The following is a 13,997-nucleotide window of genomic DNA, read 5'->3' as shown; positions in this document are numbered from 1 at the left end:
GAAGATAAAACATATTTTAAAAAATAATGACGTACAATAATTAACACTGCATATACAAAAACAGAACATGATGTTAACTTAAAATAAACGTTTAACCTAGATTATAAATATGTCCAGTCCAATTATAAAAACGAGCGACGAGCTGAACCAAGCAAAACAATTACTCAGTAAAAGCGTTCCAATGCACCGCAAAGCATATAGCGATCGAACAGCATGGTTAATGGCATGCTTTGCTGAGCTAGCCTATATGAGATTTAACCCCCCGGTTATTACAGAAAGATTGGGCAATCAAGTGGAAAGCATGCTGTCGAAAGGAAAAAAGAGTGATGGAGTGCTTAAAAGTGCTATTCAGCTAGCTGTCGACAAGTTTGCCTATAACCATGACGAAGAAAAGAAGCTTTTGGATGCACAGTTAGGGCAGCTTGATGCTGAACTCATAAAAACATTCGATGCTGATGGCAGCCAAGCAATACTTATAAAAACAAACGAATTTGTCGTACTGTCGTTTCGCGGTACCGAGCCAACAGAGCTAAAGGATATTAAGTCAGACGCCGACGCGGTTCTGACTAACTGCGTTACCGAAGGAAAAGTTCATTCAGGCTTCCACAATGCCTACAACATAATCGAAATGGAAGTTAATCAATCTCTAAAAGAATTCGGCGAATTACCTATTTTTATTACGGGACATTCTCTTGGTGGAGCTCTCGCAACAATAGCAGCTAAAAGAATAACTCACTTGGGAGGAAATGCTGCCTGTTACACATTTGGCGCTCCAAGAGTTTCAGATGACCACTGGCTCATGACAATGAAAACGCCAATTTACAGGGTTGTTAACTCCTCTGATGGTGTAACTATGGTGCCTCCTCCCGACTTTCTCATCACTTCTATTTCATGGGTACTAGGTTTTATTCCTGCTGTCGGAGATAAGCTTAAATCAGCTCTCCGAGAAAAGTTTGGAGAATATATTCACGGGGGTGATATGCGCTTTTTAACAAACGTGAAAGCAGGTGAATACAGCAAAGCTCGATTACTAACTCATGTGGATATTTGGTATCGACTTAAGGGGTGGGCGAGAAAACAGTTGACCTGGAAAAAGTTTGGGACCGACCACAGTATGTCTGTCTACCGCGCTAAACTAGCTTTTATTGCTTTAAAAAGAAATTAGAGTAAATGAGATGAAAGATTTATTTGAAAAGCTTTCTACATACAACATTTTCAACTATCTCTTGCCGGGGGTGGTCTTTGTAGCAATAACTAAGTCATTAACTAAATATAACTTTATTCAAGAAGACATTGTCATTGGGGTTTTCCTATATTATTTCATAGGGTTAGTGATTAGCAGAGTTGGTTCCATTATAATTGAACCAGCACTTAAATGGATTGAGTTTATTAAATTTTCGGAATATAGAGATTATGTTGAAGCGTCTAATAAAGACAAGCTTATAGAGGTTCTTTCAGAAGCAAACAATATGTATAGAACTTTCTTATCATTGTTTCTATCTTTATCTCTTTTAAAGATATTTGAAATTTTGTCTGAGCGCCTCCAATTTTTGAATAAGTTTTCGGCAGAAATGGCAATTGTAGGGTTGCTATTACTATTTGCTTTTTCATATAAAAAACAAACCGCTTACATAACAAAACGCATAAATAGTGCGAAGGACAAGGAATAACTAATGTCTGACTTTTTTGAAATAGATTTCTTGGACGTTGAATCTAAAAGGAGCGGAGATGCAATACCTCTCCGATATTCAGTCAACGGAGATACCAGGATTCATGTAACCGATGGGGGGTTCCAAGCCACAGGTGATTCGTTAGTCAAGCACATAAATAAATATTACGGACTGCCAAGACGTATAGATGCTGTAATTGTAACGCATCCCGATGGCGATCATGCCGGAGGGCTCAGGAAGCTGTTTGACGAATATGAAATTGGTGAATTATGGATGCTACGGCCATGGCTATATTCTGATAAGTTAATCGACCGATTCAGTCGCTTCACATCTTCAGATAATCTAACAAAAAGGCTAAAAGAATTATATCCAAACTTGGTTGCTCTAGAAGAACTAGCACAAAAACATAAGGTAAAAATCTCAGAGCCATTTCAGGGCGCAAAGATCGGAGACTTTAATGTCTTGGCTCCATCGAAAACGAGGTACTTAGACCTTGTTGTTCAGTCAGAAAAAACCCCTGAAGCAACAAAGGTGGAGGAGCAAAATTTAGCTGAAGCAGCCGGACAGTATATTAGAAAAGCTATTAATTTCATTAGGTCTGCATGGGGTGAAGAGTATTTCCCAGAGGACGACACAAGTCCTGAAAATAATATGAGCGTAATTCAGTACGCTTGCCTATGTGATCAGAAAATCTTGCTAACTGGTGACGCAGGTAGATCTGCTCTCGACGAAGCTGCAGAGTATGCTCCATATGTTGGTTTGCAACTCCCTGGAATTGATCGAATACAGGTTCCCCACCATGGTTCCAGACACAATGTATCAACGGAAATATTGGATAGGTGGCTAGGTACTAAACATAACGCACATCCTGATTCGGAGAGTTTTACTGCAATCGTTAGTGCTGCAAAAGAAGATAAAGATCATCCTCGAAAGTCTGTTGTTCGAGCCTTCATTCACAGAGGAGCAAAAGTAATTTCTACCGAAGGAAGCCACAAGAAAACCGGTTACAAGGCTCCAGAACGTGAGGGATGGGTAACTGTAACTCCGTTACCATACCCTGAAGATCAGGAAAATTGATTTACTCATATGATTTATGACGGGGTTAGTCTTATCTATTTATGAAAATTGATATAAATGAGTTACTAAAGTTGGAAGATAAAACGATCGCTAGACTGGGGTTGCTTGTGACTGCAGCAATGATGTTTATTTCACCAGCCGCATTTATCTTTCTATTTGAAGGCGCAGAGAGGCTTCTAGAGTACAGCACTCCAATAGTCTTGCTCATATTTGGTATTGTATCCGTTCCGTTTCATATACTAGGTGGCATCACCTACCTCCATCCATACAAAACACAGTGGGAAATATCCCAAGGAATACTCTCTAGCTGGGCTATAGTTCTGGGCGCTGGTATGTGGTCATCTATAACTGCAATTGCGTCTTACGGCTTAGTGCATGGTCTATTTATAAAGCAGTTATCGGAGTTTGACCCTAGTATCCCGGTTTTATATGTGCTGGCTTGGTTTTGCCAAATTGCTCCTATGTCTTTACTGTTATTCTTTAATAATAAAAGGTTGTCTCGCGCCCCAGGCAATAAAAGCTAGCAAGTGTCGTTACCGGCTCAACAGCCACGATTCTATATGAAACCTAAAGCTGCCCAATTGTCAAACGTCATGACTTTAAGAAGTAAAGACTGAAAAAAATGAATGCGGTTGTGAATGCGTTTTATGGAGAGATGCATAGATGAATTTTATAGTTTTAGATAGAAATGAACGCAAACCCCCTACAAGCATGAATACTGCTTACTTAGAGGTGGATTATTGGAATGACTACTCTTTCATTACCGCTTTCTATTTGACCGTATTTGATGAGAAAGGAAATGAATATGAAATTGGCAATGTGAAGATTGCTTTTAAGGGACAGACAACTGATAAAGCTACATATGTAACGTTAGGTAAGAATTTTTCGAATTTAAGTGACCAGTACTTCTCATTAGGAACTGATGTCGAATATTACAAAAACCTTAGTAAGCTTGACCCGCAGCTCAAGCGCGATGTATTAATTTCTTTAGAAGATATTGTTTATAAGCCTGAAAGAATCAAAGAAATTGAAGATGAAGTAGTCTTAAACACGTCTCTTTTTCGTGGGGTGACATTATCCGACGTGCATGGACAGTTTTCTAGAGTCTTAAACGGTCTTGCTGAGTTATCTGATTATGATTTTAGTTTTGTTAGGGAAAATTTCGATGGTTTTTGTGACCTTAAAATACCATTTAAAGTTAAAGTAGGTTCAATCCCGAGTACAAATATTCATGCTTTTATCGGCCGTAATGGTTGTGGTAAAACAACTATTTTAAACGGTATGATTGATGCAATCACTAACCCTAATAACGAGTCCTGCTATTTTACAGAAAGCGATATATTAAATGAATCTCGCATTCCTAATGGCTATTTTCGCTCCTTAGTTTCAGTCTCCTTTAGCGCATTTGATCCATTTACTCCACCTCATGAGCAACCAGACCCGGCTAAAGGAACGAAGTATTTTTATATAGGTCTTAAAAATAGAGAAAATAGTGAAGCGCTAAACTCACTAGTTGATCTTCGTAAAGACTTTGTTTCAGCTTTAATCGGTTGTCTAAGTAACGAGGAAAAAAAAGATCTTTGGCTTGACGCTATCGATAACTTGAGCAGCGACAAAAACTTTGAAAATATGGGGCTTAGTATTCTTAATACACGATATGTTAGCCTTAAAGAAAAGCACAAAAACATTCAAACTGATAATGAGAAGTTTGAAGAGTTATTTTATCTAGATATTTCTAATTACTTACAGCGCATGAGTTCGGGGCATGCAATCGTACTATTCACCATAACGAGATTAGTTAACACAGTTGGTGAAAAATCTCTTGTATTGTTGGATGAGCCAGAGGGTCATCTACATCCACCTCTTCTATCTTCATTTTTACGCACCTTGAGTGATTTGTTGTATCTCAAAAATGGAGTGGCAATAATCGCAACTCACTCCCCTGTTGTTCTTCAAGAAATACCTAAATCATGCGTGTGGAAAGTCACCCGCTCTAGAGAGGTTATATCTGTTGACAGGCCGGAAATAGAAACTTTTGGCGAAAATCTTGGAGTATTAACTCGTGAAGTTTTTGCTCTTGAGGTTGCAAACTCTGGATATCACTCGCTTTTAACTAAATCCGTTGAATCTGGAGCATCATATGATGCTCTATTATCAGAGTATAAGAATCAAATAGGCTTAGAAGGCAGAACCGTTCTAAAAGCAATGGTTTTAAGTAGGGATGCAAAAAAAGCGCAATGAAAAGACTCGACCTTCCCAATATATCTTTCTATGGCATGCTGGCAAAGTGTGCGGAAGGAATGGAGCAAGTTAATGTCCGAAAAAGCTTTATTTCAGAGTTTCAGGTTTTTCATGATAAAGAGCAACAGTATCAAGAATTAAGCAAAGATGGCAACTTGCATGCATACCCCAAAACACATCCTTTAACCAATGAAACACCAGTGGTAGGGCACCTAACAAAAAGAAAATTAGTCAACCTATATGAAAATAATTTACGTAATAAAAGCAAACCTGCAAGAGATTATTATGATGCCCTTTTGCTCTCTTCCGGAGAGCGTTGCCCATTTTGTGGAGATATAGGCCATACTAAGAATTTAGACCATTTTTTGCCTAAAGCTCATTTCCCTGAGTTTTCCATAATGCCATTAAACTTAGTACCATCATGCCGTGATTGCAATATGGGAGAAAAAGGTCAAGTTTTCGCGACCATTTCCGACGAACAAGCGATTCACCCCTATGTTGATAAAGATATTTTTCATCAAGAGCAGTGGGTTTTTGCTGAGTATCTTGCTGAAGATGATGGAGCGTTTTGCTTTTTTGTTAATTGTCCCAACACATGGAGCCAGGAAGACCAAAATAGAGCAGCAAACCATTTTAATACTCTAGACTTAGCCAGCAGATATAGATTAGAAGCTGGAAAACATCTAAGTGAAGTTATCGATCAAAAAAATGCTTTCACACAAAGTGCATTGAGGATCGCACCACAAGTAACACCTGATGTGGTCAAAACGGAGTTTATTCGGTCATACCTTATGCCAATAATACAATCCACCCAGTTTGCTAATCATTGGAAAAAAGTAATGTACCAATGCTTAGTAGATTCAGTCGCTTTTTTTGAGGTGTAGTTTGATGTTTGCTCTCAATTCAGTGTGCAAACTTTATTGTCAGTTCACAAGGTGGTTCTTAATATTCAGATAGAAAACCCGAACTGTGTTACACTCTCAGCATAGCTTTTTTAAGTTCACAAGCTCCAGTCTTCTCTCATATACAATCAAAACCTATTCTCCACATCAAAGTACCTGCACATTTCATTCTCGCTTGCAGTAAGAATTGCCAACCACTGTTGGTTCAAACGCTCAAGCACAAGGCAATACCATGAATATGACTTCATTAGGCGTTATTGGCAGCTCTAAAAAGGAAGATGAACGGCGCGTGCCGATACATCCGGAACATTTATCGAGGCTCCCCGAAAAAATACGTAAGCAACTCATTTTTGAAACGGGTTATGGCGAACGCTTTGGTATTGATGATGCTGAACTCGACGATCAGGTGGGAGGATTGGCATCAAGAGACGAGTTGTTAGAAACCATGAACACCGTTGTTATCGCCAAACCAGTACTTGCCGATTTTGAGCAATTGCGTATCGGCGGCGTACTCTGGGGTTATCCTCATTGCACACAACAACGAGAAGTCACCCAGATTGCCATTGATAGAAAACAGACTTTAATCGCTTTTGAAGATATGTATGTCTGGGGTCCTCAAGGCCAGGTTGGCCGCCATACATTCTATAAAAATAATGAAATGGCGGGATATTGCGGGGTTATCCATGCGCTCCAGCTTAAGGGCATAGACGGCCATTATGGTAATCAGCGTAAAGCGCTTATCTTCAGTTTTGGTGCTGTCAGTCGTGGGGCTATTTATGCACTCAAAGCCCATGGCTTTCGCGATATTACTATCTGCATTCAGCGACCTGATCATGAGGTCCGTGAAGAAGTCCTCGATTGTCATTATGTTTGGTTAAGAGCAGGCGCTGCCGATCAAGCAAGAATGATGGTGGTTGAACATGACGGTACAGAAAGGCCACTGTGTGATTTGATCAGCGAATCGGGGCTCATTATCAATGGCATCTATCAAGACACCAACAACCCTATCGACTTTGTCACTGAACAAGAGAAAGCTTGTCTCAAACCGGGCTGTTTGATTATTGATGTCAGTTGTGACGAAGGTATGGGTTTTTATTTTGCTAAACCAACCACCTTTAAGAATCCCATGTTTCAAGTTGAAAAAGTGGATTACTACGCCGTTGACCATACACCCAGCTATTTTTGGGAAAGTGCCTCACGCTCAATTTCCGCCGCATTGGTTTTCCATTTACCGGCCATAGCCGCAGGACCGGATGGATGGCAGCAAAATGAAACCATACGTCGAGCCATCAATATTGATAAAGGCGTCATTCAAAAACCAGATATTCTGGCTTATCAAAACCGCCAGCAGGCTTACCCACACCTGCCAATTTAGTGGCTCCAAGCCCATTTATTTGGGCTTCCTCTACACCACGTGCGATGTCGTTGAGCCACTTTAGTGTTCGCTTAGCCGAAATGAATCCCGTAAATGCAATGAAATTTTTAAACTACTTACGTTGCCCGCCCTAACTTTCGATGCAGGCATACCTAGTCAGATTCAGTTCTTGAGAGGGACACAAGAAATCAACAGTACAGTCCATTTTTAGGCGTCAACATGGGGCTGTTTTGATAATCCATTTTTCAAGGCTAAGTTTATCTCCGCAATATTGTGCATTTTGTTATTGTGCTGTGTATTTAAGTCGTTTACTGTCAATTACATAACAAAAATTTAAAGTTGGATATCATGAGGCCGTTAGAGGGTGGCTGAACATGCTCAAATTGCTTTTGCTTATTCAGGTCATTTCAAAGTAGGAATTTTCGTTTGCTCAGTAACTTAAGAAGTGGCAACTATCAATTGAACGAGTTACAAAGTGCGCATCCACAGTATATAAATGTTATGCCTTTAATAACCCCATCATTTTATGGAGAGAATAAATGAAAAAGATATCTTTCGCTCTGCTAATCGCAGTTTTACCGATGTCTCTTGCGGCGGAGAACCTTCAAGATACTGTACCTCAAGCAAAGACTAAGATTGAGCAATTTAGTGCGAAAACAGGGATTGTCTTAATTCGAGGATTTCACAAAATTGGTAATACACAAGGGCTTTACAATACGTCAGTAAATATCGAAGCTAAGGAATTCACTAACGTTACTGATGGAACAAAGCAGTACGGGATTACAATCGAAGCTTTCAAAGAAAACGGACAATATGACAAAGATCACACATCTTTCATCGACTATGACGAGATCGATTCTCTAGTTAAAGGAATCGAATACATATCAAAAGTTAAAGCATCTGTGACTAAACTTGATGATTTTCAAGCAGATTATTCAACTAGAGGTGATTTGAAAATATCCACCTTTAGCTCTGGTGAGCAAATTATGGCTGCCGTAACCAGCGGAAATATAGGTGCTGTGGCTGCTTACTTCAACATTGACGACCTTGAAAAAGTAAAAGCTCTCATTGTGAAGGCCAAGAACAAGATAGATGAAATCAAAGCATGACAAAGCGCTGCTAGGGACTTGCTTACGCTACGCTTCGGCAAGCCCCGGAGCGCGAGGTTATAACTTAAGGAGAGTTCGTTGAAAGACTCGGTTTTCTTCACAATACTGGCTGGTGTGGCGGTTTTCGTCGTGGGCCAATTTATTCTGAAGCTGGTGCTGGAGCCAATAGTTTCCTTCAAAGAAAGCCTAGGTAATTTATCCGCATTTTGCCTGCGGTACAGAGCCAAAATCACAAATGCCAACGCTTCACTTGAACTCCAGAGTGAACTAAAGGTGTTGATCTCAACGATTTTATCGAAGAGCCAGTCTATTCCGTTCTACTCAGCTTTCGCTAAAGCGCTAGGTTTGCCAAACCAGGATTCTATAATCGAAGGTTGTCGCCTCCTAAACGGTATCTCATATGAAATGGTCAGAGAAACATCACAGCATCAAGGAAAACTCGAAGGCCCAGTTCAGATACTTACGGATTTGCAGAGAGTGAGCGAGCTGTTGAGAGTTAGACTTGACTACAGTGAATTATAACCAAACCAGTCACGGCGACTCCCACTCTATTGCGGCTTCGACCCATTTCCTAGCCACCCGTACTGAGCGGCGTTATGTTTTAAACCATAGGCGTAGTACCCAATATGACTGAAGAACCGGATGAGAAACTGTTAAAAATTGCTCAAGTGGTTGCTGCTTCAGCTGATCGCCTTAATGGGTTTCTTAAGCGGGTCGAAAATAGCCCATTGTGGAAGAAGGTAATCTTTGTTGCATTGCTTCTACTCATGCACTTGGCTATTTCGCTTTACTCGAAGGATTTCGGCTGGCTATCCGCTGGAGGCGGACTCATAACGATCCTCGGCCTTCTTGCAATATTTTCAGAAGCATACTTTTCGTCACTTGATACTGACAAAATGAAAGTTTATCTCGAAGGTACACCCGAAATTGTAAGGGACTTCGGAAGTTTTTGGGGCGAGTATACACCCGATTCTGAAAAGGCTGCAAAGCTAAACGAGCGTCGCAGTCAGTTCATTGAGAGGTACAGAAACGTTTGGTTTTATCTATTGGTAACTATACTCGGCACGCTAATATGGGCTTACTCCTCGTTTCTAAATTCGGTATTTTTTCCGGTTTCAGAGTTTACGGCAAATCAAACATAACCAGTAGCGGCAGTTCGCGACCGGTGGCCGCCAGCGATTAAACCATCAGAGTAGTTCTCCCCCTTTACCACGAGAGACGGGCGATGACACGCTTCTCATCAGAGAGCAGCGAAAACGACCAGCCGTTGCGCTCACACAGCCGCTGTACAATACCTAAACCCAGACCATACCCGTGAGACGACGCCTCAGTCGGCGTGTGCCGCTCATCAGCGTCACTGCTCACCTGATTAGTGACTAAGAGCTCGTTCTGTTTAATACGAACCGTGATGGGCCCTTGGCCGTCGAGTGTGTGCTCGAATGCATTTCGCACCAGATTATTGACGGCGATAGCGAAAGCTTGTGGATGTCCGTAGACTATGGGGTTTGCGTGCTCGGCAATTTCAACATCAACGAACTTGCCGCTCAACAGGTAGCGCTGTTGCTCTACCGCCAGGCTCACCAGCGGCATCACTAAAAACATCTCATTATACAATCCGTCGTCGGTTTCGCGAGAGAGACACAGAAACATTTCAATCGTGGTTTTCATGTCTAGCGTGGCGCGCCTCACTCTATTTAACGTCTTCACATCAGTCGCTGACAGATCGCTTTGCTCAAGTAGCTCAAGCGCACCGGTTATCACCGTTATAGGTGTCCGCAACTCGTGGCTGGCTGAACTGGTAAAGTATCGCTCCCTCTCAACAAAGGCACTGATACGCTCAAGAGTCTTCTCAATAGTCCTGGCGAGCAGGCCTACCTCATCATCGCCAAACCGAGTGGACTCTATACGTTTATGATCTTCTGCCGATAGTTGCTCTGGATTGATGTCCGCGACTACTTTGGCGAGCTGTGCAACCGGGGCGACAGCTCTACGCATTACAAGAATTCCCAACCCGAAACCAAGAGTACCGAGCGTACCCACGACACCGGTAATAACGAGCAGCCACCACCAATCCTCTGACGACGCAGCCTCTATTCCGGCGACATCGAAAACCACAAAGGCGTGTCGCTGTTCATTGTCGGTAGAGAGCACCGCGACATGCAGCTCTTCTTTCTCGAATTCGTACACGCCCTCACCGGGGTTTGTCTGCGCCCACTCCCGGAGTGGTTCCGGCAAGTTACTCGCCTGGTCGTAACCACGAAGGTTTATCGGCATAGAGGGATAACTCTCAATAGCATGCTGCAGTTGACGCGTCATCACACGGTCCTCGCTCAACTTAATCGCGGCGAAGAACGCAAAACCCCAGACCACGCTGAGCACAGCAACACAAATCGCAAATGCAACGGCGACACGCGTGCGCAAACTGTGTCGATACATTACTCAATGTCCTCTGCAATTCGGTAGCCAATGCGGTGCACGGTATGAATTAGCGGAGTATCAAATGACCTATCAATAGCCTGTCGCAGTTTGTACATATGCGAGCGAAGCGCATCACCATCAGGGGGTTCGTCAGCCCACAACAACGTCTCTAGAGCATCGCGAGTCACAACCGACGGGGCTTCTTCCATCAATCGCTGAAGGAGTTTCATGCCAGTAGGGTTGAGATCAATTCGTCGCCCCGAGCGATGAACTTGCAGCGTGGATCGATTCAGAGTGAGCTCTCCAACCGTTAACAGGTTATCGGTTTTTCCGTGACTGCGTTTGTAAAGCGCTTGCAGCCGCGCATGCAGCTCCTGTAATGCGAATGGCTTAACCAAATAGTCATCAGCTCCCGCCTCGAAACCCTTAATTTTATCGTCAAGCGTGTCTCTCGCCGTTAGCATAAGCACTGGTGTTTCTAGCTTGCCATCAGCGCGCAGCTTTTTGCAAAAACTTAGGCCATCCATCCCTGGAAGCATGAGGTCCAGAACAATAATGTCAAACGGGCTGGTCAACGCCAGGTGCATAGCGCTGATACCGTCGTAGGCAAAGTCCAGTATATAACGATGCTTTTCCAGGTAAGCGGCAATGTTTCCACAAATGTCGCGGTTATCTTCGACAATCAACACTCTAATCGGCGCCGCACCAAGCACGTTTGTCATCTACTGTTCTCCTTATCAGGCTCTTTAACAAACCTCTTTACCAAGCATAATCGAATCGCAAACCAATCAGAGGCTCGGCCTCACTTTCGTCTTTCACTTCAACACCCCGACGGTAGTCAAACTCGGTGTCGTCGCCCGATGATGCAGACGTTACGTTGATGACATCGAGAAAGGCGGTTACATCTACAGGGCCAACTGCGCGCCGATAGTCAACGCGAATATTCAAAATACCGGAACCGCTTTTGCGACCGACATTGCGCTCAGTAATCTCTTTCGAATAGCGCAAAGGTTGTCCTGGCCCCAATACGTCTGAGTGAATAATAAATTCGTTGTCTGGCCTGCCAGAAAGATATTTGTAACGCCCGGCGACCTTCCAGCGGTCATTTATTTCCCAGGTCAGGCCGAGGGTCGCAACATGCTCTCGGTTAAACTCGGCGGCTACGTCACCGCGACCGTCTTTCCGGTCGACTTCGGCATCGTTATAAGAATAGGTTGCGGTAGCGTACAGGCCTTCACTAATCATACCATTGGCGACAATATCCACACCGTAGGATGTACCGTCACCAATGTTTGCAAAAGTCCCGTTTGCTCGATCAAGGTCTACCACCAGATTATCGAGATTTTGATAATAGGCTTCGGTCAAAATTGACCAACGTTGGCTCGGGAAGTACTCAAAACCGACACTGCTGTGTGTGATTTCTTCGTTCTCAAGATCGTTAGACTCGTTAGCAGCAAGGTCTAAAAACCGTGGCGACTGATGAAATAGCCCAGCACTGGCAAAGTATCGAACCGTGTTACCGGGTCGCCAGTTAACACTGAACCTGGGCGACACTAAAGTTTCGTCGGCAAAGCCGTCCCGCTCAAGCCGCATGCCCGTGCGAAAATCCCAATCACCGTACTCAAAAACTTGCTCCACGTAACTTGCTAAGCTCGTTTCTTTCTGACTGAGTGAAGAGTTAATGTTTTCCGGCGTCAATACAATATAACGTTGATCGGGGTCTGGCCTAAAATCATCGTCGTCGTAGACAAATCGGTTCCAATCTCCATCTAAGACGGTGTCGTAATCCAAATCCAGTTGCGTGACTCGAATACCAGCACTGAAAACGCCCCATTGATTCAGCATTTCGAAGTCACTTCGCCAGCCAATCTCGGTTTCGTCTTCCCCGATAGTAATTATGTCTTCCCGAACCGGAAAACTGGACGCGGGCGACCCCGAAGGCACTTGATCAGGGAATGCCTCACCCTCAGAACTGGTTTTGTCGCTTTTGCGGTAGTAAACCTTGTTGGTCAAGACACCGGTATCACCGATTAATGACCGCAAAGTAAATCCATACATATCGCTGTCTTGTTCGGAATCTTGAAGCGCAGCATCTTCGAAATTGGGTGATGCGAAAACATGAGTTACGCCACGAGTATAATCCTCGTGTGTATCAATCAGTAAAATTTCCAATGTATTTTTCTGATTAATTGGTATGACCGACTTTACGATGACGTCTCTTAAAACAGGCTCACCAATGTCGAGTTCATCGATAGTTTCAAACAAATCGCCGAAGTCCAGTCGTCTGGCAGAAACGAGTAATGTCGCGTCTTCTGTGATACCGACAGGACCATCGTAACCCACTTCATAGCCGGCAAGGTCGTAGCGGAAACTTGCAGAGGGGCTTGGGTTGCCATCGGCGACTTCCAGTTTGAGTAGCGACGCCGCCCGGCCACCATACGCCGCGCCCCACCCACCGGGTGAGAACTCTGCTCCGCTGATAACGTTCGGTGCGAATATCGAGAAACGGCCACCACCGCCGACGTCTTCCTCTTCACCCAGTGTCGCATCAAAGTGCACCGCTTTATCAAAGGGAAAGTCATCAACGAATAGCAGATTGTCTCTTGGCCCACGGCCGCGAACACTAAAGCTTGCGAATTCACTTGCGGATGCTAAGCCAGGCAACCCGTCCAACGAGAGCAGCGGATCGGCTCCACCGCCCACAGCGCTTCGCAACGCTTCTCTGTCAAGATAAGTGCTGGACGCTGATGCGAATGCATCGGTTTGCTGTCCCAGGACAACAACCCTCTCAATTTCCACTTCTTTAAGCTCTAATTCAAGCTTGATATTTTTGCGTGTAATGACGCGTATGCTTGGTTCATACACTGCAGTAAAGCCGCTTTTGGCTGTATTCACCGAGTAAAGGCCCGGGTCGAGCTGTTCAGCGACAATACGACCTTTTTCGTCGGTTTCGAAAGTTTGCGAGGAAGAGGTTTCCCGTTCCGTAATCGTGACCTGCGCGTTCGGGACTGGTCGGTCAGTATTCTGATCTTTGACTATAACGGTCAGCGCACCGGGCGCCTCTGCTGCGTAGGCAAAAAATGGAAAGCTAATCAGAAGTGTCCACAGAGCTAACCACGATACCTGTTTGAATTGTCTATTCATATTGTTACCCTCTAAAAACCCACTGTCATTTTTTGATGGATTGCTGCGAGGTTAACAAAGC

The 13,997-nt window shown here is 43.6% G+C and carries 13 protein-coding genes; 10 read left to right on the top strand and 3 right to left on the bottom strand.

Going from position 1 to position 13,997, the window contains the following annotated elements:
- Nucleotides 1-109 precede the first annotated feature (109 nt).
- The 10 genes from DET62_RS06475 (at nt 110) to DET62_RS06430 (ending at nt 9,516) form a co-directional block, all read left to right on the top strand.
- Nucleotides 110-1,165, top strand: a complete 1,056-nt coding sequence (locus DET62_RS06475; RefSeq protein WP_110013485.1) for a lipase family protein — start codon at nt 110-112, stop codon at nt 1,163-1,165.
- 10 nt (nt 1,166-1,175) lie between these two features.
- The gene (locus tag DET62_RS06470; RefSeq protein WP_034822812.1) at nt 1,176-1,670 is read left to right on the top strand and encodes a hypothetical protein; all 495 of its coding nucleotides are present in this window, start codon (nt 1,176-1,178) and stop codon (nt 1,668-1,670) included.
- Between the two features lie 3 nt (nt 1,671-1,673).
- On the top strand, nt 1,674-2,747 hold the full coding sequence (locus tag DET62_RS06465) for an MBL fold metallo-hydrolase (protein ID WP_034822813.1): 1,074 nt from the start codon (nt 1,674-1,676) through the stop codon (nt 2,745-2,747).
- A gap of 41 nt (nt 2,748-2,788) precedes the next feature.
- Nucleotides 2,789-3,271 (top strand): hypothetical protein, encoded by a 483-nt coding sequence (locus DET62_RS06460; protein WP_034822814.1) that lies wholly within the window; start codon nt 2,789-2,791, stop codon nt 3,269-3,271.
- 139 nt (nt 3,272-3,410) lie between these two features.
- The gene (locus tag DET62_RS06455) at nt 3,411-4,988 is read left to right on the top strand and encodes an AAA family ATPase (RefSeq protein ID WP_034822818.1); all 1,578 of its coding nucleotides are present in this window, start codon (nt 3,411-3,413) and stop codon (nt 4,986-4,988) included.
- Nucleotides 4,985-5,872 (top strand): HNH endonuclease signature motif containing protein, encoded by an 888-nt coding sequence (locus DET62_RS06450; protein WP_034822821.1) that lies wholly within the window; start codon nt 4,985-4,987, stop codon nt 5,870-5,872. The genes DET62_RS06455 and DET62_RS06450 overlap by 4 nt, the downstream gene beginning before the upstream one ends.
- A gap of 250 nt (nt 5,873-6,122) precedes the next feature.
- On the top strand, nt 6,123-7,265 hold the full coding sequence (locus DET62_RS06445) for a N(5)-(carboxyethyl)ornithine synthase (RefSeq protein WP_110013486.1): 1,143 nt from the start codon (nt 6,123-6,125) through the stop codon (nt 7,263-7,265).
- A gap of 539 nt (nt 7,266-7,804) precedes the next feature.
- Entirely contained in the window at nt 7,805-8,374 is a 570-nt protein-coding gene (locus DET62_RS06440; protein WP_034822829.1) for a hypothetical protein, read from the top strand.
- 78 nt (nt 8,375-8,452) lie between these two features.
- Nucleotides 8,453-8,896 (top strand): hypothetical protein, encoded by a 444-nt coding sequence (locus DET62_RS06435; RefSeq protein WP_034822831.1) that lies wholly within the window; start codon nt 8,453-8,455, stop codon nt 8,894-8,896.
- A 104-nt stretch (nt 8,897-9,000) separates the two neighbouring features.
- Complete coding sequence (locus tag DET62_RS06430) at nt 9,001-9,516, top strand: hypothetical protein (RefSeq protein WP_034822832.1); 516 nt, start codon at nt 9,001-9,003, stop codon at nt 9,514-9,516.
- Between the two features lie 64 nt (nt 9,517-9,580).
- On the opposite strand, the gene DET62_RS06425 is transcribed toward DET62_RS06430, so the two are convergent.
- From DET62_RS06425 to DET62_RS06415, 3 genes are all read right to left on the bottom strand, one after another.
- Complete coding sequence (locus DET62_RS06425) at nt 9,581-10,810, bottom strand: HAMP domain-containing sensor histidine kinase (protein WP_034822834.1); 1,230 nt, start codon at nt 10,808-10,810, stop codon at nt 9,581-9,583.
- Nucleotides 10,810-11,487, bottom strand: coding sequence for a response regulator transcription factor (locus tag DET62_RS06420; RefSeq protein WP_034822933.1), 678 nt, complete (start codon nt 11,485-11,487; stop codon nt 10,810-10,812). The genes DET62_RS06425 and DET62_RS06420 overlap by 1 nt, the downstream gene beginning before the upstream one ends.
- A 64-nt stretch (nt 11,488-11,551) precedes the next feature.
- Nucleotides 11,552-13,936: a carboxypeptidase regulatory-like domain-containing protein gene (locus DET62_RS06415; RefSeq protein WP_034822836.1), complete on the bottom strand. Its 2,385-nt coding sequence runs from the start codon at nt 13,934-13,936 to the stop codon at nt 11,552-11,554.
- Nucleotides 13,937-13,997: the final 61 nt, after the last annotated feature.

The sequence above is a fragment of the Idiomarina sp. H2 genome (assembly GCF_004364275.1).
In the GTDB taxonomy this organism is placed as follows: domain Bacteria; phylum Pseudomonadota; class Gammaproteobacteria; order Enterobacterales; family Alteromonadaceae; genus Idiomarina; species Idiomarina loihiensis.
This window is presented reverse-complemented; position numbering and strand designations above follow the sequence as displayed.

Bases quoted from the DNA above. Each gene is read 5' to 3' on its own strand.
- DET62_RS06475 (WP_110013485.1), top strand. From the start codon at position 110: ATGTCCAGTCCAATTATAAAAACGAGCGACGAGCTGAACCAAGCAAAA.
- DET62_RS06470 (WP_034822812.1), top strand. From the start codon at position 1,176: ATGAAAGATTTATTTGAAAAGCTTTCTACATACAACATTTTCAACTAT.
- DET62_RS06465 (WP_034822813.1), top strand. From the start codon at position 1,674: ATGTCTGACTTTTTTGAAATAGATTTCTTGGACGTTGAATCTAAAAGG.
- DET62_RS06460 (WP_034822814.1), top strand. From the start codon at position 2,789: ATGAAAATTGATATAAATGAGTTACTAAAGTTGGAAGATAAAACGATC.
- DET62_RS06455 (WP_034822818.1), top strand. From the start codon at position 3,411: ATGAATTTTATAGTTTTAGATAGAAATGAACGCAAACCCCCTACAAGC.
- DET62_RS06450 (WP_034822821.1), top strand. From the start codon at position 4,985: ATGAAAAGACTCGACCTTCCCAATATATCTTTCTATGGCATGCTGGCA.
- DET62_RS06445 (WP_110013486.1), top strand. From the start codon at position 6,123: ATGAATATGACTTCATTAGGCGTTATTGGCAGCTCTAAAAAGGAAGAT.
- DET62_RS06440 (WP_034822829.1), top strand. From the start codon at position 7,805: ATGAAAAAGATATCTTTCGCTCTGCTAATCGCAGTTTTACCGATGTCT.
- DET62_RS06430 (WP_034822832.1), top strand. From the start codon at position 9,001: ATGACTGAAGAACCGGATGAGAAACTGTTAAAAATTGCTCAAGTGGTT.
- DET62_RS06425 (WP_034822834.1), bottom strand. From the start codon at position 10,810: ATGTATCGACACAGTTTGCGCACGCGTGTCGCCGTTGCATTTGCGATT.
- DET62_RS06415 (WP_034822836.1), bottom strand. From the start codon at position 13,936: ATGAATAGACAATTCAAACAGGTATCGTGGTTAGCTCTGTGGACACTT.